Genomic DNA, 22,931 nt, shown 5'->3' on the forward strand with positions numbered 1-22,931 from the left:
CAAGAAGAAAAAGACGGCCTGTAAAGGCCGCCTTTTGTCCTGCTAAAATTACTCTTTTTAAATTATCCGCCCGTAAGAAAGGAAAGCGGACAAGCGACAGAAACGGATGCGCCATCACTCACACGAGCCGCCCTTATCACTTAACTTCACGCTAATGTGAGTGTCTTGAGTCTGTCATACCCCAAATGGGGTAAAGGCCGCGATTAATCGGCAAGCAATTAATCGGCGAGCAGTAATGTGAGCCGATCCAGAACCGGGCGCCAATGCCGGAAAAACGCCAGTTGCCCCGCATCCTCAAGCAGATGGAATTCGATCCAAGGGTAATCCCGGCGAAATTCCTCGAATGTGGCCAGCGGCACCTGCGGGTCTTGCGCGCCATTCATGAACACGAGCGGCAGCTCGCCACGCAAAGCCTCGACGTCTGCGCTCCAATCATCGAGTTGGCCAGACACAAGCTGTCGCGAGAACGCCGCATGCGCTGAATGGTTGTCGGAAAGGGCGACTTCGGACCCGGTGGCAAGCGCCTCGAACGCTTCCGGGTCTTCGATCGTCGCGACATCGGCGATCGAATTGCCATAAACCGCGTGCAGAAAGTTGCGCTTGCCGATCTTGCGCGCGAGAAGAAACCCCGCCTTGACCATGAAAGGCAAGAGATGCGGTGTATACTTTGCACCTGCCATGATGAAGCGATGCCATTTGTGCATACGCTCGAACTGTTCGCGGCGGGTAAGGGGCAACATGCCAGAACAGGCCACGATCCCACTGAAGGCCAAAGGATTCAATCGGGCCAGCTTCACCGCGTAATAGGCATCGCCACTCAGGCAAAGGATGGGACAGCGCGTCACCTTCTCGGCGCGCAGGACGCGCATGGTGTCATCGTAGAGCGCCGCATCATAATCCGCCCCCTGTGCCACCATATCCGACAGGCCATATCCCGGGCGCAGCGGCACAATGATTTTGAGACCACGTAACGTGGCGCAGGCTTCGGCCGAAGCAGGCCACCGGACCAACCCAAAATCTAAGGGGAGGTAAAGCACGGGCCGCCCCCTTGGTGCCCCAAGGATGAGATAATCCACGCGCCGACCGTCGGGCATGACCAGTGATTTGAAATCCCGCTCTGAAAGCGCTGCATAACCTCGGCTGACCACGCGTGGGCCCGGTGCCGCGCGAACGGTCATGGCGGTCATGTCGATCATCGAGAGCGCGAGACGCACCAGTTCTAATTGTGAGTGGGTCTCAGTCTTGGCGAGCAGCGACTTGATTTGCGCCCGGATCGTATCCACCGAGCGTCCGCGCTCGGCGGCAATCTCATTGACGCCGCGACAATCCACCAAATGGCACAGGATATCCGCCTCGGTCTGGGTCAGATCGAAGGCTTCGATCAAAATCTCACAAAACCCGGGGGGCATGCTTATTTCATTCGAGGCGGCGAGAACCAGAACCGCGCCATCGGGGGCAACACAGCGCTGCAACCGGAATACGATCAGATGACCCGCCTGCACCGAACGCACCCGAAGCACGGCGGTATCTTTTTCCCGGCTGTCGAAAAGAATGTCGAGGGCACCCGCGAGCGCGTCCATATCAGCCTCATGGATCGGCAGATCGAACAGGCGCGCGTTTTCAGGCAGGGCCATGGCCTGATGCGCGGCGGGATTTGCGGCTCGGATGTGACGGCAGCGATCCAGCAAGAGGGCAGGCACACGGTCAAACGGGGCCAGCATGGCGTCGAGCCCATCATGATCCGCGTCTTCAGGGGCAAGGCGATCAAGAAATGCGGTGGCGCGGCGAAAATGTTCTGAAATCTGGGGTTCGTCCAACAGACGCGGCGCATCCAAATCGACTTGCGCACGAAGAGGCCCAATCGCGCTTTCCCAATGGTCGAGAAGCGCCTCGTAGCGCACGGGATCGAGCGCGACATCATAAAGACGGTCGAGGGTCGCCGCCCGGTCCGCGTCGGACAGGGTGACAACGTCGACTTTATCCGCCGTGTGCCGGTTCGATGTCATGCCTGAAATCCGATGAGATTAAAACTGGCCGAAGCCACCATTAAGTCATGCAGAAATGGCGTATCAAAGGCAAATGAAAAGATTTTCTGGCTTCAGCTTTCCAAAAGACAGGCGAAATGATCCTTTAAACTGAGCCAAGTTGCCTCATTTGCAGCACTCAGGAGAGTTCCCTGAGTGATTGAAGTATTGTAATCGCGCCCATCCAGCATCCGCGCCACGCCGCCGGCCTTCTGACAGATGAGCACGCCCGCCGCATGATCCCAGGGGTTGAGAACCTCTGACATGACGAAATCGACGGCCCCTTGCGCCAAAAGACGGTATTCATGGCAAGAACAGCGCAGGGCGTTACACCGTCCGAGCGCGGGTAACAGGGGGGCCAGCTTTTCTTGCCGGTCCTTCGGCATAAGAGAGAAGTGCATATAACCTTGCAATTCTGCCAAAGCCCCGCCGCCTGACACGCGCACAAGACGCTCTGCACCCTGAACCGTCGCCATTCTCGCAGGCGCAGCCTCATCGGCGATAACCCAGTCATCCGAGACAGGGTCATACAGCAGGCCCAGCACCGGGCGGCCAAAGCGGGTGACGGCGATGATCACACCAAAAAGCGGCAGGCCGTGCACGAAGTTCCAGGTGCCGTCCACCGGGTCGATGATAAAGGCCAGTTCCGCCTCGGACACATCCTCGCGCAGGGTCGGCTTGGCTGCCACCGCCTCTTCGCCCACGATCAGCGCATGGGGAAACATCCGTTGCAGCCCCCGCGCCAGCATCGCCTCGGCCTGATGATCGGCCTCGGTCACCAGATCATGCGGCCCGGATTTGGTGCTGGCGTCGGCCCGTGTCACCGTGCGAAACCGTGGCATGATTTCGGCCCGCGCGGCGCGGCGCACGAGATTGACCAGCATGGTCTGTTGCGCTGGCGTGAGCGGAGCAGAAAGCGGGATAGGCAGCGAATCGGTCATGTCATCTCCTGTCGGGGCTCTGGTGGAGTGCCAGCCTTGGGGACTGAAATCAACGCGGCATTGGCCTTAAAGACCGGGGGTTTCACCCCCGGACCCCCAGAGTATTTCAGCCAAAAAGAAACCTGCTCGGCGCGGGCTTACTCGCGCGCGCGCAGGGTCCGTGCCGGACGCGCGCGCAGCGGGCCCAAGGCAAAGACAAGCCCCGCCAATAGTGTGACCAACATGCCGCCAAAGATGATCCCAATGGCAGAGGGCCAGATTACGGTAAATGAGGTGTCCATCACGAAATGGCTGACAGCCCAACCACCACCGATGCCAGCGCCCAAGGCCACCCCCCCGGCGGCACCCCCAAGGATAAGGGCTCGCAAAACGAGGCTGGTGAGGATCCGGCCGCGTGTGGCCCCGAGGGTCTTGAGGATGGCTGCCTCATAGGTGCGCGCGCGCTGATCGGCCGCTGCCGCGCCAATGAGCACCAGAAAACCGGTAAGCAGTGTGATTGACGCCCCCCATGAGGTGGCCGAGGCCAGACCCGCCAAGAGGTCGGTCACTTGGCTTAGTGCATCGCGAACGTTGATCGCGGTCACATTGGGGAACCGGTCGGTCACGTCGCGCAAGATGTTTTCCTCGGTTTCTTGGTCATCGGCATAGACTGTAGCGATGAAGGTATGCGGCGCGCCGGCCACCGCCGCCGGGTTCATCAAAAGGACAAAGCCCATCCCGACGCTGGAAAAATCCACCTCTCGCAGCGAGGTGATGGGGGCTGTGATGTCGCGCCCCAGAATGTTGACGGTGATTTCATCACCAATGCCGATGCCCATTTCCATCGCCTCTTCAGCGGCAAAACTGAGTTGCGGGGCACCGCTATAGCCTTCACCCCACCACGTGCCGGCGGTGATTGTGGTGCGGGCGGGCAGGGCATCGGCGTAGCTCACGGCGCGGTCGCCCTCGACCACCCAATGCCCCGGTGCCACCTCTGTTGCGGGGCGGCCATTGATACGGCTGATGATGCCTCGCAGCATCGGCGCATTGTCGATGCGGCTGACGGCTTGGTCGGTCTCTAGCCGGTCCAGGAACCAGTCCATCTGATCCTTTTGCAGGTCGACAAAGAAAAAGGAGGGCGCGCGCTCTGGCAGGTCGGCGGCGATGGCGCGGCGCAGGTTACCGTCGATTTGCCCCACGGCTGCCAGAACAGCCAGACCAAGGCCAAGCGAGAGCATCACCGGCCCTGCCGTCGTACCCGGCCCGCCAATTGCACCAAGCGCCCAGCCAAGGGCAGGTCGACCGCGCAGGCGCGGGCGCAGGCTGCGGGCCAGCCGTTGGACAAGCATGGCCGCCAAGGTGAGAACCAAAAGCGCAGCACCGATACCGCCCGCTGTCCATAGGGTGAGCGGGGTGTTGCCGGAAAAGAGTATTGCAGCCAAAAGAAGCAGCGCGATCAGCCCAAGGGTTGTGGCGATCCAAGGCCAACCGGGCCAGCGACGTGTTGCCCCCGCCGCTTCACGGTAGAGGGCGGCCGCGCGGATGTTTCGCGCGCGCGCAAGGGGCCAGAGTGTAAAGATCAGCACGCTGAGCACGCTGTAGAGCGCGGCCTCTGCCATGGGGGCGGCATAGGGGGCGAAGATGGCAGGCACGGGTAGCCGCGCCGCGATCACAGGCCCGAGGAGTACCGGCAGCCCCACGCCGAGGATCAGGCCGCCAATAATGCCAAGCAGCGCCAGCACGCCGACCTGAATGAAATAGGTCAGGAAAATCGTCCGTTGATCGGCCCCAAGGGTGCGCAATGTGGCGATGACCTGCACTTTGCCTGCAAGATAGGCGCGCAGCGCTGCCGAGATGCCAACCCCCCCGACCGCAAGCCCGGAGAGCCCGACAAGAACCAGGAACGCCCCAAGGCGGGTCACGAATTCTGCGACACGCGGGCTGGCGTTTCGGGCATCCGACCAGCGAAAGCCGGAGCCATCAAGCTCTTGCAGCGCGCGCGCTTCAAATGCAGCCAGATCAGTGCCCTCTGGAAGATCGAGGCGATATTTGGTGGTGAACAACGAGCCTGCGCTGAGCAGGCCAGAGCCGTCCAAATTGGCGCGGCTGACAATAGTCCGGGGGCCAAGGCCAAATCCTGCGCGTGTTTGATCCGGCTCTTTCACAAGTTCAGCCATCAGTCGAAACTCGCGTTCGCCCAAGCGAAAGGTGTCGCCCACCGTAATGCCCAACCGGGCCGCCAAAATCGGCTGCATCACTGCGCCGGGCACACCGCCCGCGCCACCAAATGCCACATCCAGTGGCATGTCGGGGGATAGAACCACAGTGCCCACCAATGGATACGCGTGATCCACGGCCTTCAACTGTGTCAGTTCGCGGCGTCCGTCAGGGGCAATCGCCATAGAGCGAAAATCCGCGATTTCCGAGACGGCATCGGCGTTGCGGGCCATCCACGCGTATTCGTCTTCGCTGGCGAAACGGTAGGTCAGTTCCAGTTCCGCGTCACCTCCGAGAATGGCTGCGCCCTGTTCGCTCATGCCTGCGCGGATGCTCTCGCGCAGGGTGCCGACTGCGGCGATTGCCGCCACGCCCAAGATCACGCAAGCCAGAAAGATGCGAAAGCCACGCAGGCCGCCGCGCAATTCGCGCCGGGCAAGGCGGGCCGCGATGCGCAGGCTCATGCGGCGGCCTCGACGCGGCCATCGCGCAGGCTGATCACGCGGTCGCAGCGTGCCGCAAGCTCTGGGTCATGGGTGACAAGCACAAGTGTCGCCCCATGCCGGTCACGCAGGCCAAAGAGCAGGTCGATGATGCTCGCCCCTGTCGTGCTGTCGAGATTGCCGGTCGGCTCATCCGCGAGGATGATGGCCGGGCGGGGTGCTGCGGCGCGGGCAAGGGCCACGCGCTGTTGCTCGCCACCCGATAGCTGCGAGGGGTAATGGCCTGCGCGCGCCGCAAGCCCGACGGTTGACAGTTCCTCTTGCGCGCGGCCATGGGCATCTGCAACGCCCGAAAGTTCGAGGGGAGTTGCTACATTTTCGAGCGCTGTCATCGTTGGAATAAGGTGAAAAGACTGGAACACCACGCCAAAATTCTCACGTCGCAAGCGCGCCAGTTGATCTTCGTTCATCGCCGAAAGGTCTTGGCCCAAGGCCGTGATGCGCCCAGAGGTGGCGCGCTCCAATCCGCCCATGAGCATCAACAGCGAAGATTTGCCAGAGCCGGAGGGTCCGATCAGGCCCAAGGTCTCGCCCTTGTGGACATCGAGTGAAATCCCGTGAAGTATGCGCACGAGACCGGCATTCCCCTCCAGTGACAGCGTGACGTCGGTGAGGGACAGGATAGGAGAACTCATGCGTTTGCGCCTGATTTACAAAGGTTTTCTGACATATGGGGCCGCGCGGCCCTTGGGCAAGGTGGTAGCGGCGTTTCTCTGCCTTGTCAGCCCCGTGATGGCGGCAGAGCCGGTCACGGTTCTGGCCCTTGGCGACAGTTTGACCCAAGGTTACGGCCTGCCAGAGCAGGATGGGTTGGTCCCGCAGATGCGGAAATGGTTGGAGGATCAAGGGGTTGAGGCGGAATTGATCAATGCGGGCGTGTCCGGCGATACCACGGCGGGCGGGGCGGCGCGGGTGGAGTGGAGCCTAACGCCCGAGGTGGATGCGATGATTGTTACCTTGGGTGGCAATGATCTTTTGCGCGGCATTGATCCGGCGGTCAGTCGCCGCAATCTCGAGAGTATCCTGAAAATAGCGCAGGCGAATGAGGTCGAGGTTTTGCTGGTTGGCCTCTCGGCTCCGGGCAATTACGGGGCCGAGTATAAATCTTCCTTTGATGCGATTTATCCAGAACTGTCAGAGGCTTATGGCGCGTTCTATGCGCCGGATTTCTTCGCGGGGCTGGGCGGCGGCGATCCTGCGGCTTTGCAGCAATGGTTTCAGGCGGATGGCATTCATCCCAATGCCGAAGGTGTGGCGCGCATCGTCGAGGGCTTGGGGCCGCACCTGCGCGCCTTGATCGAGGCGGCGCAGGCGGAGTAACGCCGACGCCCCTAGCTCCAGGGTTCGCGCAGGCCAAAGCGCTGCGCCATATCGGGCAGCGCGTCGCAGAGCATGTCGATGAAGGCAGCCGCTACCGGGCTGGGTGTGCGTCCGTCGCGCACCAGCAGGCTAACGCGCCGCAGACAGGCGGCATCGGCCAGCGGTCGCGTTACAACGCCGTCGGGCAAGGCGCGGGTGGCCAGCCCGGGCAGGATCGTGTCGCCCGCGTCGGCCTGCACCATCGCCAAAAGCGATGTCAGGTTGCGCACCGAGAGGCGCGCACGCGCCGCGAGGGTTTTGAACTCGGGCGTCGATAGTGCGCTGAGGGTTTCGTTCAAAATCAAGCGCTCGCCGCTCAGTTGATGCCACGCAAGCGGGCGCGTCTCGGCTGCAAGCGGATGTGCCGCGTTGCACACAAAGACCAAGGCATCGGTGAAAAGAGGAATCGCGCGCAGCCCGTCGGGCTCTGCTGCGGGGCTGGCCAGACCAAGATCGGTGTCCCCGCGCAAGAGCATTTCGCGGACGCTGGCGCTGTCGGTGTCGTAAAGATCAATTTCGGCCTCGGGGCGGGCCTCTACAAAGCTCTTGAGAATGGCAGGCAGGATCAGCGCCGCCACCGAGGGCACCGCCGCAATCCGCAGACGGCCCGAGTACCCCCGCGCATAGCCGGTGATCAGCTCTAGCGCACGGTCATGGTCGCGCAACAAGGGCCCCACAACATCGAGCACGAAGGTTCCGAGGTCTGTCAGCTTGCTTTTGCGGTCGCTTTCAAACAGCGGCCCCCCCAATTCCGCCTCAAGCTGCTTGAGGGTCATCGAGACCGCCGACTGTGTTCGGCAAAGGATTTCCGCAGCATCGCGGATATTGCCATGTTCGGTGACGGTGACAAAGGCGCGCAGGGCTTCGGTCCGGATCATGGCTGGCCTGTTGGATGTTTCAGGGAAACTGAAGTTGGATGCAGTTATATTTGTTTGCCTTAATTCGGTCAATCGCGGATCGTCTGCCGAGGCGGGCGAAGCCCCGCAAAGTGACGGATCGACGGAAAGGGACGAGCGTATGACGGTGCCACAGACCGGAAATTTCATTGCAGGCGATTGGCGCGGGTCAGACACGCGGATCGAGAACCGCAACCCGTCGGACGTATCGGATTTGATCGGCACCTATGCACAGGCCGACCGCGCCGATCTGGACGAGGCGATTGCAGCGGCGCGGGCGGCGCAGCCTGCCTGGTGGGCGGCTGGCATACAAAAGCGGCATGATGTGCTGATGGCCATTGGCACCGAGTTGATGGCGCGCAGCCCTGAGATTGGTGGCATGGTCGCCCGAGAAGAGGGCAAGCCGCGTACCGAGGGTGCGGGCGAGGTCTATCGTGCCGGGCAGTTCTTTTGCTACTACGCCGCCGAAGTGCTGCGCCAGATGGGGGATTTCGCCCAGAGTGTGCGCCCCGAGATTGATATTGATGTGCGCCGCGAACCTGTGGGCGTCGTGGCGATTGTCAGCCCGTGGAATTTCCCGGTGGCGACGCCTGCGTGGAAAATCGCGCCCGCTTTGGCCTTTGGCAATGCGGTGGTGTGGAAACCGGCCAATCTGACGCCGGCAAGCGCGGTGGCGCTGGCCGAGATCATTGCGCGACAGGATATGCCACGCGGTCTTTTCAACCTTGTGATGGGGCCGGGGCGCGCGGTGGGCGAAGCGCTGGTATCGCATCCCGGCATTGATGCCATCAGCTTTACCGGTTCGGTCAACGTCGGGCGGGGCATTGCCGCGGCTGCGGTGCCCAACATGACCAAGCTGCAGATGGAGATGGGATCAAAGAACCCGATGCTGATCCTCGACGATGCCGATCTCGATATGGCGGTTGCCCATGCGGCGGGGGCGGCCTTTGGCGGCACGGGGCAGAAATGCACGGCCGCCTCAAGATTGATCGTGCATGCGGCGGTGCATGATGAATTCGTGGCGCGGCTGGCGGATGCGGCGCGGGCGCTTCAGGTTGGGCATGCGTTGGACGCAGGCACACAGATCGGACCAGTTGTCAGCGCCGACCAACTCGCGCAAAATCTGGCCTATATCGAAAAGGGTAAGGCAGAGGGGGCAGAGCTTTTGTGTGGCGGAGAACGGTTGGAACGCGCGACCGATGGATATTACATGGCACCGGCGGTCTTTGCGGGCACGCGCAACGATATGGCGATTAACCGCGAAGAAATGTTCGCGCCAATCACCTGTGTGATCAAAGCCGCCAGTTATGACGAGGCGCTGAGCATCGCCAATGACAGTGAATTCGGTCTGACCGCTGGAATCATGACCCGCAGCTTGGCGCGCGCCAACCACTTTCGCGCCAATATGCGGGCGGGCACGGTGATGGTGAACTTGCCCACGGCGGGCACGGATTACCACGTGCCCTTTGGCGGGCGCGGCGCGTCCAGTTTTGGATCGCGCGAACAGGGGCAATATGCCGCCGAGTTCTACACGACCGTCAAGACCGCCTATGTGGCACGGGGGCTGCCGGAATGAGCGTGGTGATCGACGGGCTGCAATATGCCAATTGGTCGGAAAAGATATTCCGCCAGATGCGCGCGGGTGGCGTGGATGCGGTGCATGTCACCATCACCTATCATGAGAGTTTTCGCGAAACAGTCCTGAACATCGAGGCGTGGAACCGGCAGTTCGAACGGTTTCCGGATCTGATCTTTCAGGGGTTTGGGGCCGAGGACGTAACCCGTGCAAAAGAGACCGGGCGCACGGCGATTTTCTTTGGTGCCCAGAACCCAAGCTGTATCGAGGATGATATCGGGCTGGTCGAGGTTCTGCACCGGCTGGGACTTCGGTTCATGCAATTGACCTATAACAATCAGTCCCTGCTGGCGACGGGCTGCTATGAGTCAGAGGACACGGGGTTGACCCGGATGGGGCGCGAGGTGGTGGCAGAGATGAACCGCGTCGGGCTGGTGGTCGATATGAGCCATTCGAGCGAGCGTTCTACACTTGAGGCGATTGCCCACTCAACCCGCCCGATTGCGATCACCCACGCCAATCCGGCGACGTGGCATGCTGCGCGGCGCAACAAATCTGACCGCGTCCTTGGTGCCTTGGCGGAATCGGGTGGCATGCTGGGCTTCTCGCTCTATCCACATCACTTGCAGGGTGGCGGGGGCTGCACCGTGTCATCCTTTTGCGAGATGGTGGCGCGCACGGCCGAGCGTATGGGGGTCGAGCGGCTCGGAATCGGGAGTGACCTCTGTCAGGATCAGCCCGACTCGGTGGTGGACTGGATGCGGTCGGGGCGTTGGACCAAGGCGGTCGATTACGGCGAGGGTAGCGCTGACGCTCCCGGATTTCCGCCGATGCCAGAGTGGTTTCAGGATAACCGGCATTTCGGCGCGATCTCTGACGGATTGCGTGCCGTGGGAATGAGCACTGCAGAAGTCGAGGCCATCATGGGTGGCAATTGGCTGCGGTTCTTTCGCGAGAGTTTCGGGCCGAACGAGGCCGCGCTGTGACCTGCGGCGCGCTCAATCCGATGCCTGAGGCGGCGCAGTATCGGCGAAGCCCGGATGTTGTGATGCGTCTGGCACGGATGGGGGCTGCGCATCCGACGCGGCTGTCCTTTCTGCGCCAGATGTTGCGGCGCGTGCAGCAAGAGGGCTGGCAGTTTGACCGCCCGGTCTGGGAATTTGACGCGCGTGGGCAGGGGCGGGCGGTCTACCGCGCCATTGGTCCTGAGAGGACCTATAGTCTTGTGGCCTTTGGGCATGACTTGCCGGACGAGATGCGCTCGGATCGGGTAATCGCGACGGCGTGGGACGCGACCTTCACACTCTTTGATGGAACGCCTGATGCCGAGGATTTGGAGCGGCTGGCGTTGAATGTGCCTGTGCAAGAGGCGGGGCGCGTCAGTCCGCGTGAGTTGAGCCTGAGCCGTGCAAACAAGTCTGTTCGCCTCTTTGACCATGTGGTCGCACGGTTGGCGGCGGGGCAGCAGCCTGACGCAGCAGAGCTGACCGAGACCGGCTATTTGATGCGCACAACTGCGGTCTATGGCTCGGGCAAGTTCGGCGCTGCGGATCGCGCACGGATTGCCGGGCGCCCCGAAATGCGCGCACCGTTTCAGGCCGAAATGCTGTCGGTCTGGCTGACGCGGGCCTACACGGTTGATCTGGTCGAGCATCTGGCCCGGGTGCGGGGCGGCGCGCTTGCGGTGCCATTGGCCCCGGAGCTGCGGCGCATGCTGGGCGTAGGTAATTCTACCGGGCTTGGGATGGCCCCCTTTTTGGTGCGGCATCCGGTCTTGCTCAACAACTGGATGATGGCGCGGGAAGAAGCGTTGGCGCGGGTGCGCGCCAAAGCGACGGCCACACCCGAGACTTTGGCGGGATTCGAGGTGGCGCTGAAGGCCGCGCAGGTGAATGCGCAAGGTTGGCAGAGCGGACACCCGGTGCAACAGGCGCGGCTGCTGGAGTTGCGCGACGGATTGGCTGCGGTCTGCGCGCATCTGTGCGCGGGTTGGGACCCCCACGGCGATCATCCGTGGGATGCGCTCTGGCGCTGGGCCGAGGGGCTGCTACCGCTTGAGGCGCAAGAGGCGCTGGCCGCCGCGATGATAGAACCGCATGGTGATCTGGTGGATGGTCTGGCCGACTGCATGGCCGCCGACGAAGACAGCGCCTTTGGCATCGACGGTGCGATGACGGTGGCGCGGGCGCGGGCGATTTTGTCTGAGCGGTATGGCTGGGCAATGGCGCTGGATCATGACACGCCCGAAGGCTGCGCGCGGTTCTGGTATGTCTCCGAGGAAAAGCTCGAGCCGCGTTTGGGGGAACGGGCGGCAGAGCCGGGCGCAGAGCGCGAATTGCCACTGGATATCTCGCGGCAGGCGGCGGCCTTGGCGCGGGCACTCTTGGAGTGGCCCGAGGACGCGCCGATTGCAAAGGTCTTGCTGGCCGCGCCAGAGCATAGGCTTATGCTGCGCCGCGTGCAGATGGCGGCGACACGCCCCTTGGCCGAGGTGCGCGACAATCTGATTGCCGCCGATGTACTGCCGATTGATCTTTTGCGCTGCAAGCTGGCGTTCTTTGGCGCGACGCGGTTCGATCCCCGCTCGGATCGCTGGGTGCGGATCAGTCTCTTTCAGGGTGCGCCCTATCCGCAGGATATGGCAATGGGGGCGAGCCTATGACCGAGTGCGCCCAAGACCCGACGCGCGCGGGCTCAGAGCCGCCAGACTGGGCAAGGGAGGTGATGCAACTCTCCCTGTCCGAAATTACGGCACTCGCGACCAAGGCGGCGCGCGGTGCGGGGCTAAGCTGGGGTGAGGCGGAAGAGGCGGGCTGGGCCTGCGGCTGGCTTGCGCGGGCTGGCTTGCCGGGGACAGCGATGCTGTTGCGGGTTCTGGAACGGCGCGATGCCACCTGTCCCTTGCTGAAGGGCATCGTACTGATGGACCACGCCGGATTGCCAGAGGGGCCATTTGCGCTGCCGGTAACGCTTCAGGATGTGGTCGAGCCATTGCTGCTTGTGCCCTTCTTGGCACGGGTGGCCGAGCGATTGGGTGCGCCGGTGGAATTGGACCTTGGGTCACAAGCGATCTGTCTGACTGGGTCAGAGCCGGTGCCGGATTTGTCCGCGATGCGCGGGGCGGGCGACCGCTCTGGGGCAGAGGTGACGATCAGTTTGGCAAAATCCAGCGCAGCGGCTGCGCCGGGCCAGTTCGACGGGCGCATTGACCGGGATGTGTGGACAACACTGGATGGTTTGGCGCTTTTGACAACCGTTCCCGCATCGGATGTGTCTCGGCAACGTGCCGGGGCGCAATCGAGCGACAATGACTGAGGGCCGCGCCTTAGATCAGCCGGTTTGATCTGCGTCGCGCAGCGCCTCTGGCAGGGTTTTGGCCAAAACCTCCATCTCCTCTGCCCGACCGCAACTGATGCGGATGCAGCGATCCTGCGGCGCGACAAAGGGCATGCGCACAAACACACCTCGTGCCACCAGCCCGGCCAGAACACGGCGGGCATAGGCCCCGTCGCGGCCACAATCGACCGTGACGAAATTGGTGGCAGAGGGCAGCGCGCTTAGCCCGTTTTCTTTGGCGACCTGCGCAATACTGTCCCGAGAGCGCCGCACCTCGGCCTGCACATGCGCAAGCCAGCCGGTGTCGTGGAGAGCGGCCAGTGCCCCGACCTGTGCCATACGGTTCATGCCGAAATGATTGCGGATCTTATCAAAGCTTTTGATGAGCGCAGCCGCCCCTACCGCATAGCCGATGCGGGCCCCGGCCATGCCATAGGCCTTGGAGAATGTCCGCATGCGGATGACGCGGGGATCGTCGGGGGCAATATCGGCTGCCGTGCCTTCGGGTGCGAATTCAACATAGGCCTCGTCCAGGCACAGAATGCAGCCGTCGGGCAGGGTGTCGAGCGCTGCGGTCACATCCGCACCCGGCACCCAAGTGCCCATCGGATTGTCGGGATTGGCGAAATAGATCAATTTCGCTCCGACCTCATGCGCGCGGGCGATCAACGCGGGTAAATCTTCGTGATCATCGCGGTAGGGCACTTTGTGCAGCGCCTCGCCAAACCCAGTCACATGGTAGTTGAAGGTGGGATAAGCCCCGTCAGAGGTGACGACCGCATCGCCGGGGCCAATCAGCAGGCGCACGAGATTGCCCAAAAGACCGTCTATACCCTCACCCACCAGCACATTCTCAAGCGCTACGCCCATGTGATCGGCAAGCGCTGCGCGCAGATCATGGCTGGTGGGGTCGCCATATTTCCAAACATTCTCGGCCTCGGCCCGGATCGCGGTGAGCGCATGGGGTGAGGGGCCAAAGAGATTTTCATTGGCCCCGAGGCGCGCGGCAAAAGGCGCGCCGCGTTGGCGTTCCTGTTCCTCTGGCCCGACAAAGGGGACAGATGCGGGCAGGCTCTCGATCAAGGGGGTATAGCGCGGATATGTCATGGCGTGCAGTTAAAGGGATGCCGCGCCGCCTTGCAAGGGTGTGCCGCGACGTAGTGCTGGTCTGAGCAAGGCGAGTGGTGTTTCATGGAGCAAAAGGGAGGAATGGCCATGGCCCGAGTCACAACCGAGATCAGGGATCACATCGCACATGTGACGCTGACCCGCGCGGATAAACGCAATGCGCTTGATCCTGCCATGACCGAGGCCATCGTGGCCGCAGGGCAGGCGCTGATTGAGGCAGATATTCGTGCCGTGGTGTTGTCTGGCGAGGGCAAGGCATTTTGTGCCGGTCTTGATGTGATGAGCTTTGCGCAATTGGCGGCGGGGGATCCAGAGGGGCTGATCCTACCGCGCAGCCATGGCACGGGCAATCTCTTTCAAGCGGTGGCGATGGTCTGGCGGCAGGTGCCAGTGCCGGTTATCGCGGCGTTGCATGGGGTTGTTTATGGCGCGGGCTTTCAGCTTGCGCTTGGGGCGGATATCCGGATTGCGGCACCCGATACAGAGCTTGCGATCATGGAGATGAAATGGGGACTGATCCCCGATATGGGCGGCATGGCGCTCCTTCCGCACTTGACCGGCTCTGATGTGATCCGGCGCATGACCTATACGGCGCGGCCGATTTCGGCGACGCAGGCTTTGGCCAGGGGGCTGGTCACGGAACTGGCGGACGATCCGCTGGCGGCGGCGCATGATCTGGCAACTGAGATTGCGGGCCGCAGCCCCTCGGCTATTCGCGCCGCAAAGCGCCTGATCGGTGTGGCCGAGAGCGGGGCCGATGAGGCCGCAATTCTGATGGCTGAGAGCCGCGAGCAGGCGGCCCTGATTGGCAAGCCGGATCAGATGGAGCAGATTTCGGCCAATCTGGCGGCGCGCGCGCCGGTGTTTCGGGGGTAGCGCTCAGCGCTTCTTCACGAACTCGGTCAGGATCACGATACGCTGCCCCTCGACCCGGCCTTCGATATGGGCCGGGTTGTCAAGAACAAGGGAAATGCCGCGCACCGCCGTGCCGCGTTTGGCAGTGAAATTGGCCCCTTTGACCAGCAAATCCTTGATCAGAACAACGGTATCGCCCTGCGCCAATGGCACGCCGTTACTGTCGCGGTGGCCGCTATCTTGGGGCAGGTTGTCCACCCATGCGCGGGTGTCCTCATCAAGCCAAAGTTGATCGACCAAATCCCGCGCCCAATCGTGATCAGAGAGGCGGGCCAAGATGCGCGCCGCGAGAACTTGAACCGGGGTATCTTCGGACCACATCGACGAGGCAAGACAGCGCCAATGCTCGGGCTCAAGCGTGCCGTCGATCTGATCGGCGCAAAGAGCGCAGAGATCGACACTGGCCGCCTCAGGCCCGCCCGACACAGCATAAGGACGAAGCGGGGTATCGGCTGCACAAAGGGCGCAAGGCATAACGGGAAACTCCGGTTCAAGAGAGGGCTGTGATCCCTTAGACCCCGAACGGACGGGAAAAAAGCCTAGACTGCACCGTCGCTGTTGCGGGGCTGCATTTGCGCGTGTTTGGGCACATCATCCCACCTTGACCAAACGCCTATTCCCATACATATGCCAAAGCTATGACAGACCTTGCTCACATCCGCAATTTTTCGATCGTGGCTCATATCGACCACGGCAAATCCACCCTTGCTGACCGGTTGATCCAATCGACCGGCACGGTGCAGGACCGTGATATGAAGGCGCAGATGCTGGATGCCATGGACATCGAGCGCGAGCGGGGGATCACGATCAAGGCCAATACGGTGCGCATCGACTACAAGGCGCAGAATGGCGAGCTTTATGTGCTCAATCTGATCGACACGCCCGGACATGTGGATTTCGCCTACGAGGTCAGCCGCAGCATGCGCGCGGTCGAGGGCAGTCTTTTGGTGGTGGACAGCACACAAGGCGTCGAGGCGCAGACGCTGGCCAATGTCTATCAGGCGATTGACGCAGGTCACGAGATTGTCCCCATTCTCAACAAGATCGACTTGCCCGCGTCCGAGTGCGACCGGGTGGCCGAGCAGATCGAGGATGTGATTGGCATTGACGCAAGCGGCGCCATTCGCGTGTCGGCAAAAACTGGTGTCGGCATCGCTGAAACGCTCGAGGCTATCGTCAAACATCTGCCCGCGCCGAAAGGCGATGAGAATGCACCGTTGAAGGCGATGCTGGTGGATAGCTGGTATGATGCCTATCTGGGCGTGGTCGTTCTGGTGCGGATCATGGACGGACGCATGAAACGCGGCGACCGTATCCATATGATACAGACCGAGGCCACCTATAATGTCGAGCGGATCGGCGTCTTCCGCCCGCAGATGGAAAAGGTCGAGAGCCTTGGACCCGGCGAAATCGGCTTTATCACCGCGTCGATCAAGCAGGTGCGCGATACCAAGGTGGGCGATACCATCACCCATGAAAAACGCCCGTGCGACAAGGCCTTGCCGGGGTTCAAGCCCTCTGTGCCGGTGGTGTTCTGCGGGCTTTTCCCTGTAGATTCCAACGAGTTCGAGGATCTGCGCGACGCAATCGAGAAGCTGGCGCTGAATGACGCCTCCTTCAGCTACGAGATGGAAACATCGGCGGCGCTTGGCTTTGGGTTTCGCTGTGGCTTTCTCGGGCTCTTGCACCTCGAAGTGATCCGCGACCGGATCGAGCGGGAATACAATATCGAGTTGATCACCACGGCCCCGTCCGTGATCTATCACCTCTACATGAAGGACGGATCGCGGCGCGATCTGCATAACCCTGCCGATATGCCCGATCTGACCTATGTGGGTCATATCGAAGAGCCGCGCATCAAGGCGACGATTCTGGTGCCGGATGAATACCTTGGCGATGTGCTCAAACTTTGTCAGGATCGGCGCGGCATCCAGATGGATCTGACCTATGCCGGGGCGCGTGCCATGGTTGTCTATGACTTGCCGCTCAACGAGGTGGTGTTCGATTTTTACGACCGGCTGAAATCCGTGACCAAGGGCTATGCATCCTTTGACTATCACCTTGAAGGGTATCGTGAGGATAGTCTGGTCAAGATGCAGGTTCTCGTGAATGACGAACCTGTGGATGCCCTCTCGATGATGGTCCACCGTGACCGCGCTGAAATGCGCGGGCGGGCGATGTGCGAAAAGCTCAAGGATCTTATCCCGCGCCACATGTTCAAGATCCCCATACAGGCGGCCATCGGCGGCAAGGTGATCGCCCGCGAGACGCTCTCGGCGTTGCGCAAGGATGTGACCGCCAAATGCTATGGTGGCGACGCCACGCGGAAAAAGAAGCTGTTGGAAAAGCAGAAGGCCGGCAAAAAGAAGATGCGCCAATTCGGCAAGGTGGACATCCCGCAAGAGGCGTTCATTTCCGCACTCAAGATGGACAGCTAAGCAGTCTGTCTGCGACGCGGTGCAACTCTTACTGGCGTTACGCCGCGCCGCGCGCTAGCGTGTTTCCAGCAGCGAAACAATAGAGGCGCATCATGACGACCAAGGCCAAAACCAAGAGCCCGCGCAAGACGACGACCCGAACCACCACCAAGACTGGTGCGCCCAAACCCCGGACTACCCGAAAGGTCGCCCCACCTCAGGAGGTTGCGCCCGAGGCGGAGATCGCGGTTGTGGCCGAGACTGTGAGCGCCGAGACCGACACCGGAAATGTCATTACCTTGGCCGTCGCCGAGGCTATCCCGGCAGACAGCGGGCCGGAGTTGAAAAAGCAGGAACTGATCGACAAGGTTCTGGCCAAGGGTGACATCAAGAAAAAGAATGCCAAGCCCGTGGTCGAGGCGGTGCTAGAAGTCTTGGGCGAAGTTCTGGCGGAGGGGCGCGAAATCAACCTGCCGCCCCTGGGCAAGATCAAAATCAACCGGGTGCGTGACATGGCCAATGCCCGCATCATCATCGCCAAAATCCGACAAGCGAAACCCGGTGCCGGACCCGACACCGAAGCTGACGACGACGACAGTGACGAAGATATGAAAGAGGGTGTTGCACAGGGCGAAGAGTGACGCTAAAAGCCCCCACGGCGGGTGATTAGCTCAGTGGTAGAGCGCTTCGTTCACATCGAAGATGTCAGGGGTTCAAATCCCTTATCACCCACCATTATATCTTATTTTGTGATGTGAAACAGGGTATTGGCGGTGATCCACAGCCCTATTGCGTAGGGATCGACAAGGGATCAACGCGCGCCTCGCCTGAGGTCATTCCTGCTGCCGCCCGGTCGAGGCGTAGATAGGCGATGCCGCGACCGCCCGACTGCGTATAAAGCGTGCCTGCAGCCTTGCCTTCAGGGGTGAAGATTTCGCTCCCAATAGGGGCCGCGCCATGCACCGCCACAAGTGTCAGACCCTTGCGCAATTCTGTCTTGTGTTTCATCCGGGCCGTGACCTCTTGACCGACGTAACAGCCCTTGCGGAAATCCACACCATTGAGGCGTTCAAACCCGGCCTCGAGAATAAAGGTGTCGGGGGTCAGCTCGATGCCGGTTTCGGGAATACAATGCGCCACGCGAATTCTGTCGAAATCGCTGCCATCGTCGCCGCCGGTTTCGCCATAAAGACGCCACCCCAAATCGGCATGACGCGGGTCTACGAGTGCGCCAAGCGGAGCCGGGCCTGTGCCCCGCCGCACCTTGAGATCGGTTTCTTTAATCGTCACGTCGGCGCGCAGCTTATACATCGTCAGCCGCTGCAAAAGCATCGGGGCAAGGCTTGCGTCAACATCAAGCCGGATCGCATCGTCGTGACGCGACAGCAAAAAATCCGCCAGATATTTGCCCTGCGGTGTCAGGATCGCAGCATAGACGAGCCCATGATCCAATTTTTGCAGGTCGTTGGTGACAAGGCCCTGCAAAAATTGCAGGGCGTCTTTGCCGGTGATCTCCAGAATACGGCGCGTCATGCCTCTTCCCCCGTGTTGTACGCCTGTAATATAGGTCACGAGAACAGACACAACAGGGGTCATCATGCGCGCAGCACTCTCGGTGGTGATTCCGACACTCAACGCTGCTTCGGTTCTACCTGCGTGCCTTGCCGCGCTGATGGAAGGACTTGAGGCGGGCTTGATCCGAGAGTTGATTATCAGTGATGGCGGATCGGACGATGCCACGTTGCAAATTGCCGAGGCCACCGGGGCGGTTGTCGTGAAGGGGGCCGCATCCCGCGGCGGCCAATTGCGCCGCGGGGCGCACCTGGCGGGTGGGGGATGGTTGCTGTTCTTGCATGCCGATACGGTCTTGCCTGCCGGATGGGCAAATACCGTCAGCGCGCAATTTGAACAAGGCGGGCCCGCTGCCTTTCGGCTGTCGTTCGATGCAACCGGGCTTATGCCTCAGCTGGTTTCTGGCTGGGCCAATCTGCGCAGCCGTGTGTTGGGCCTGCCCTACGGAGATCAGGCGCTGTTGATCCCGCGCGCGACCTATGACGTGGCAGGCGGATACGCGGATATACCGCTGATGGAGGATGTGGCCATGGCGCGCGCTCTGAGAGGGCGCATCTCGGTGATGCCCTTGGCTGTGACGACCTCTTCGGCGCGGTATCGGCGCGAGGGATGGGTGCGGCGGGGGGCGCGCAATCTCTGGACGCTGATCCGCTATCTCTGCGGGACGGACCCCGTGCAACTGGCCAAGGCGTATCGGCGCAAGCGCTAGACGCGCAGGAAATCCATAGTTTCCCACATACAAGAAATTTTGGATTTTCTTGCTGAGGTGGGGCGTGAAAACGCCGCCGCCGCACAGGGCCAAGCAAGCGTTGCCGCGATTGACGCCGCGTGCCAAGGGCGTAAGGTGCGGCGCGAAGAAGCAGGAGATCCCCCCAAATGAGCCTCGCCCACGGTCGCGCCTATCTGGCCATTCCCGGTCCCTCGGTCATGCCCGAAGAGGTGTTGCGGGCCATGCATCGTGCTGCCCCGAATATCTATGAGGGCGATCTGATTGAGATGACAGCGGGGCTTATTCCGGATCTGCGTGCCGTGGCGCGGACGCGCCAACATGCGACGATCTATATCGCAAACGGGCATGGGGCGTGGGAGGCGGCATTGGCCAATACGCTGCACCCCGGCGATCGCGTGCTGGTGCCGGCCACGGGGCGGTTTGGTCATGGCTGGGCCGAAGTGGCGCAGGGGCAGGGGATCATCGTCGACATGCTCGATTTCGGCAAGCGCTCACCCATTGATCTTAACCGTCTGGAAGAGGTGCTGCGCACCGATGCGCGTCACGAAATCAAGGCGGTTCTGGCGACCCATGTCGATACCTCGACCTCGGTGCTCAATGACATCGCCGGAGTGCGGGCGGCCCTGGATGCGGCGGGGCATCCTGCGCTCCTCATGGCTGATTGTATTGCTTCTCTCGCCTGTGACCGGTTCGAGATGGACGCATGGGGCGTCGACGTGATGGTAGCAGGCAGCCAAAAGGGGCTGATGGTGCCGCCCGGTCTGGCGTTTGTGTTCTTCTCGGACAAGGCGGCGGAGGCGCGAAAGCGGTTGCCGCTGGTCAGTCGCTATTGGGATTGGACCCATCGCGCCGATCCGCAGATGTTCTATCAATACTTCGGCGGCACAGCCCCGACGCATCATCTTTACGGCCTGCGCGCGGCGCTTGACTTGATCGCGGCTGAGGGCGGCATCGAGGCGGTTTGGGCCCGCCATGAAACGCTGGCCCGTGCCATCTGGGCCGCCTGTGAGACATGGGGGCAGAGCGGGCCGCTTGAGCTTAACATCAGTGATCCCGCTCTGCGCAGCCGCGCCGTGACAGCGCTTCGGATCGGGGCACCGCATGGGTCACGCCTGCGGTCTTGGGTCCAAGACTATGCAGGCGTAACGCTTGGGATTGGCCTTGGAATGGCAGAACCGGGTGATCCGGCGTGGCACGGATTTTTTCGCATAGGCCATATGGGACACGTGAACGCCCATATGGTTTTGGGTGCGTTGGGTTCAATCGAGGCAGGATTGACTGCGCTTGATATTCCGCATGGCGCGGGCGGACTTGAGGCGGCAGCACGGGTGATTTCAGGGAAGAGCTAGGGGGCGGGCGGGCGTTGCGCGGCGGCGCGTGTCACGCCTCGCCCTCAATCCCTCAGATTTGTTTCCAGCCAATGTTCCAGCCAATGGATATTGTAATTTCCGGACTGGATATCATCCTCTTGCAGTAGCGCGTGAAAGAGCGGAATGGTAGTGTCGACGCCATCCACGATCAACTCGCCAAGCGCCCGGGCCAGACGGCGCAAGGCGCTGTGCCGGTCCTTGCCATGCACGATCAGCTTGGCAATCAAGCTGTCGTAATAGGGCGGTATCTTGTAGCCATCGTAGAGCGCCGAATCCATCCGCACGCCCAAACCGCCGGGCGCGTGAAATTGTGTGATCCGGCCCGGACGCGGTGCGAAATCAGGTAGCTTCTCAGCGTTGATACGCACCTCTATGGCGTGGCCGTTGATGATCAGATCATCCTGAGTAAAGGACATCGGCATGCCTTCGGCCACGCGAATTTGTTCCTGCACAAGGTCCACGCCAAAAATCGCCTCGGTCACGGGATGTTCGACCTGCAACCGCGTATTCATTTCGATGAAGAAGAACTCACCCTTTTCATAGAGAAACTCGATGGTGCCTGCACCGCGATACTGGATATTCGCGCAGGCATCGGCACAGATCTTGCCGATACGGGCGCGCTCCTCGGCGGTGATACAGGGGCCGGGGGCTTCTTCCAGCACCTTTTGGTGCCGACGCTGCAACGAGCAGTCGCGCTCTCCCAGATGCACTGCGCCGCCCTTGCCATCGCCGAACACCTGAATTTCGATATGGCGCGGCGTGGTCAGGTATTTCTCGATATAGACCTCGTCATTGCCAAAGGCTGCCTTGGCCTCGGAACGCGCTGTGAGAAAGGCCTTTTCCAACTCGGCGGCGCTTTGCGCCACCTTCATGCCACGCCCGCCGCCACCGGCTGTGGCCTTGACGATGACCGGAAAACCGATCTCGGCGCAGAGCGCCTGCGCTTGCTTGAGATTGGCAACACCGCCCTCAGAGCCGGGCACGCAGGGCACGCCAAGCGCCTTCATCGTATCCTTGGCGGTGATCTTGTCGCCCATGATGCGGATATGTTCGGCAGACGGGCCGATAAAGGTCAGGCCGTGATCCTCGACGATCTGCACGAAATTGGCGTTCTCTGACAAAAAGCCATAGCCCGGATGGATCGCTTGCGCCCCCGTCACCTCACAGGCGGCAATAATCGACGGAATCGACAAATAACTTTCGGAAGAGGAGGGCGGGCCGATGCAGACGGATTCATCTGCCATGCGCACATGCATGGCGTCGGCGTCGGCGGTGGAATGCACGGCGACGGTCTTGATCCCCATCTCACGGGCGGCGCGGATCACGCGAAGGGCAATTTCGCCCCGGTTGGCGATCAGGATTTTCTCGAACATTGCACGCGGCCTTATTCGATGATCATCAGAGGCGCGCCATATTCGACCGCTGCGCCGTCTTCGATCAGGATGCGTTTGACGGTGCCGCCGCGCGTGGCGGGAATATGGTTCATCGTCTTCATCGCCTCGATAATCAAGAGCGTGTCGCCCTCGGACACCTGCGTGCCTACGCTGACAAAGGCGGGGGCACCCGGTTCAGCCTGCATATAGACTGTCCCAACCATAGGCGAGGTGACTGCGCCGGGGTGGCTTGCCGGGTCTTCAGCGGCGGGGGCGGCCGCGGCCGGGGCGGCAGCCGGGGGTGGGGCATAAGCAGGCGCAGGCGGGGGCGCGTAATGGGTGGTAACTGTTTCACCCCGGCGGCTGACGCGAACCTGAAGCGTGTCGTCCTCGCCATATTCCCGCTTGACCGACAATTCAGTCAGATCGTTGTCATTCAGCAGTTCCGCCAATGCCTTGATAAAGGCCACGTCCGATTCATGGGATTTGTTCGACATATCTTCCTCGACCACAGCGCGATGATGTCCCGTTCCGGGCTCATGGCATTTTGTTTTGGCCGCTTATAGGGCAAGGCGGAGGCTGAGAAAAGCGGCCA

20 protein-coding genes and 1 tRNA gene are annotated in these 22,931 nt (G+C 61.5%); 11 read left to right on the forward strand and 10 right to left on the reverse strand.

Annotated elements, in window-relative coordinates; genetic code table 11:
- Nucleotides 1–218: 218 nt before the first annotated feature.
- The 4 genes from RAK1035_RS12510 to RAK1035_RS12525 form a co-directional block, all read right to left on the reverse strand.
- Nucleotides 219–2,006, reverse strand: coding sequence for a LuxR C-terminal-related transcriptional regulator (locus RAK1035_RS12510; RefSeq protein WP_008281938.1), 1,788 nt, complete (start codon nt 2,004–2,006; stop codon nt 219–221).
- A 92-nt stretch (nt 2,007–2,098) separates the two neighbouring features.
- Entirely contained in the window at nt 2,099–2,965 is an 867-nt protein-coding gene (locus tag RAK1035_RS12515; RefSeq protein WP_008281939.1) for an inositol monophosphatase family protein, read from the reverse strand.
- 137 nt (nt 2,966–3,102) lie between these two features.
- Nucleotides 3,103–5,625, reverse strand: coding sequence for an ABC transporter permease (locus RAK1035_RS12520; RefSeq protein WP_008281940.1), 2,523 nt, complete (start codon nt 5,623–5,625; stop codon nt 3,103–3,105).
- Nucleotides 5,622–6,299: an ABC transporter ATP-binding protein gene (locus tag RAK1035_RS12525; protein WP_008281941.1), complete on the reverse strand. Its 678-nt coding sequence runs from the start codon at nt 6,297–6,299 to the stop codon at nt 5,622–5,624. Before RAK1035_RS12525 ends, RAK1035_RS12520 begins: the two co-directional genes overlap by 4 nt.
- On the opposite strand from RAK1035_RS12525, the gene RAK1035_RS12530 reads away from it, so the two are divergent.
- Nucleotides 6,298–6,984, forward strand: coding sequence for an arylesterase (locus RAK1035_RS12530; RefSeq protein ID WP_008281942.1), 687 nt, complete (start codon nt 6,298–6,300; stop codon nt 6,982–6,984). The two genes, RAK1035_RS12525 and RAK1035_RS12530, sit on opposite strands and share 2 nt — an antisense overlap.
- A gap of 11 nt (nt 6,985–6,995) precedes the next feature.
- Here the strand turns inward: RAK1035_RS12530 and RAK1035_RS20250 are convergent, their stop codons facing one another.
- On the reverse strand, nt 6,996–7,901 hold the full coding sequence (locus RAK1035_RS20250) for a LysR family transcriptional regulator (RefSeq protein WP_008281943.1): 906 nt from the start codon (nt 7,899–7,901) through the stop codon (nt 6,996–6,998).
- 139 nt (nt 7,902–8,040) lie between these two features.
- Here RAK1035_RS20250 and RAK1035_RS12545 point away from each other — a divergent pair, with 139 nt between their 5' ends.
- The 4 genes from RAK1035_RS12545 to RAK1035_RS12560 are packed head-to-tail and all read left to right on the forward strand — an operon-like array spanning nt 8,041 to nt 12,810.
- The gene (locus RAK1035_RS12545; protein ID WP_037298259.1) at nt 8,041–9,495 is read left to right on the forward strand and encodes an aldehyde dehydrogenase family protein; all 1,455 of its coding nucleotides are present in this window, start codon (nt 8,041–8,043) and stop codon (nt 9,493–9,495) included.
- Nucleotides 9,492–10,481, forward strand: a complete 990-nt coding sequence (locus RAK1035_RS12550; RefSeq protein ID WP_008281946.1) for a membrane dipeptidase — start codon at nt 9,492–9,494, stop codon at nt 10,479–10,481. The genes RAK1035_RS12545 and RAK1035_RS12550 overlap by 4 nt, the downstream gene beginning before the upstream one ends.
- Nucleotides 10,482–10,501: 20 nt before the next feature.
- Nucleotides 10,502–12,157 carry a hypothetical protein gene (locus tag RAK1035_RS12555; RefSeq protein ID WP_037298349.1) on the forward strand — a complete coding sequence of 552 codons (1,656 nt, stop codon included), beginning with the start codon at nt 10,502–10,504 and terminating at the stop codon, nt 12,155–12,157.
- On the forward strand, nt 12,154–12,810 hold the full coding sequence (locus tag RAK1035_RS12560; RefSeq protein ID WP_008281948.1) for a DUF3726 domain-containing protein: 657 nt from the start codon (nt 12,154–12,156) through the stop codon (nt 12,808–12,810). The genes RAK1035_RS12555 and RAK1035_RS12560 overlap by 4 nt, the downstream gene beginning before the upstream one ends.
- 15 nt (nt 12,811–12,825) lie before the next feature.
- On the opposite strand, the gene RAK1035_RS12565 is transcribed toward RAK1035_RS12560, so the two are convergent.
- Complete coding sequence (locus RAK1035_RS12565; protein WP_008281949.1) at nt 12,826–13,938, reverse strand: pyridoxal phosphate-dependent aminotransferase; 1,113 nt, start codon at nt 13,936–13,938, stop codon at nt 12,826–12,828.
- A gap of 108 nt (nt 13,939–14,046) precedes the next feature.
- On the opposite strand from RAK1035_RS12565, the gene RAK1035_RS12570 reads away from it, so the two are divergent.
- Nucleotides 14,047–14,835 carry a crotonase/enoyl-CoA hydratase family protein gene (locus tag RAK1035_RS12570; protein WP_037298354.1) on the forward strand — a complete coding sequence of 263 codons (789 nt, stop codon included), beginning with the start codon at nt 14,047–14,049 and terminating at the stop codon, nt 14,833–14,835.
- Nucleotides 14,836–14,838: 3 nt separating this feature from the next.
- Here RAK1035_RS12570 and RAK1035_RS12575 read toward each other — a convergent pair whose 3' ends face one another.
- Nucleotides 14,839–15,348 carry a PhnA domain-containing protein gene (locus RAK1035_RS12575; protein ID WP_008281951.1) on the reverse strand — a complete coding sequence of 170 codons (510 nt, stop codon included), beginning with the start codon at nt 15,346–15,348 and terminating at the stop codon, nt 14,839–14,841.
- A 164-nt stretch (nt 15,349–15,512) separates the two neighbouring features.
- Here RAK1035_RS12575 and lepA point away from each other — a divergent pair, with 164 nt between their 5' ends.
- The 3 genes from lepA to RAK1035_RS12590 all read left to right on the forward strand — a co-directional run bounded on the left by lepA (nt 15,513) and on the right by RAK1035_RS12590 (nt 18,026).
- Nucleotides 15,513–17,312 (forward strand): translation elongation factor 4, encoded by a 1,800-nt coding sequence (gene lepA, locus RAK1035_RS12580; protein WP_008281952.1) that lies wholly within the window; start codon nt 15,513–15,515, stop codon nt 17,310–17,312.
- A gap of 92 nt (nt 17,313–17,404) precedes the next feature.
- Nucleotides 17,405–17,932, forward strand: a complete 528-nt coding sequence (locus RAK1035_RS12585) for an HU family DNA-binding protein (protein ID WP_008281953.1) — start codon at nt 17,405–17,407, stop codon at nt 17,930–17,932.
- A gap of 19 nt (nt 17,933–17,951) precedes the next feature.
- A tRNA-Val gene (locus tag RAK1035_RS12590) sits at nt 17,952–18,026 on the forward strand.
- A 51-nt stretch (nt 18,027–18,077) separates the two neighbouring features.
- On the opposite strand, the gene ygfZ is transcribed toward RAK1035_RS12590, so the two are convergent.
- On the reverse strand, nt 18,078–18,824 hold the full coding sequence (gene ygfZ, locus RAK1035_RS12595) for a CAF17-like 4Fe-4S cluster assembly/insertion protein YgfZ (RefSeq protein WP_008281954.1): 747 nt from the start codon (nt 18,822–18,824) through the stop codon (nt 18,078–18,080).
- Between the two features lie 64 nt (nt 18,825–18,888).
- Here ygfZ and RAK1035_RS12600 point away from each other — a divergent pair, with 64 nt between their 5' ends.
- Together RAK1035_RS12600 and RAK1035_RS12605 are read left to right on the forward strand one after the other, a co-directional pair.
- Nucleotides 18,889–19,572: a TIGR04283 family arsenosugar biosynthesis glycosyltransferase gene (locus RAK1035_RS12600; protein WP_008281955.1), complete on the forward strand. Its 684-nt coding sequence runs from the start codon at nt 18,889–18,891 to the stop codon at nt 19,570–19,572.
- Between the two features lie 167 nt (nt 19,573–19,739).
- The gene (locus RAK1035_RS12605; protein ID WP_008281956.1) at nt 19,740–20,942 is read left to right on the forward strand and encodes a pyridoxal-phosphate-dependent aminotransferase family protein; all 1,203 of its coding nucleotides are present in this window, start codon (nt 19,740–19,742) and stop codon (nt 20,940–20,942) included.
- A 44-nt stretch (nt 20,943–20,986) separates the two neighbouring features.
- Here RAK1035_RS12605 and accC read toward each other — a convergent pair whose 3' ends face one another.
- Together accC and accB are read right to left on the reverse strand one after the other, a co-directional pair.
- Nucleotides 20,987–22,336, reverse strand: a complete 1,350-nt coding sequence (accC, locus tag RAK1035_RS12610; protein ID WP_008281957.1) for an acetyl-CoA carboxylase biotin carboxylase subunit — start codon at nt 22,334–22,336, stop codon at nt 20,987–20,989.
- An 11-nt stretch (nt 22,337–22,347) separates the two neighbouring features.
- The gene (gene accB / locus RAK1035_RS12615) at nt 22,348–22,833 is read right to left on the reverse strand and encodes an acetyl-CoA carboxylase biotin carboxyl carrier protein (protein ID WP_037298356.1); all 486 of its coding nucleotides are present in this window, start codon (nt 22,831–22,833) and stop codon (nt 22,348–22,350) included.
- Nucleotides 22,834–22,931 lie beyond the last annotated feature (98 nt).

This window comes from Roseovarius sp. AK1035, from assembly GCF_003288315.1.
In the GTDB taxonomy this organism is placed as follows: domain Bacteria; phylum Pseudomonadota; class Alphaproteobacteria; order Rhodobacterales; family Rhodobacteraceae; genus Roseovarius; species Roseovarius mucosus_A.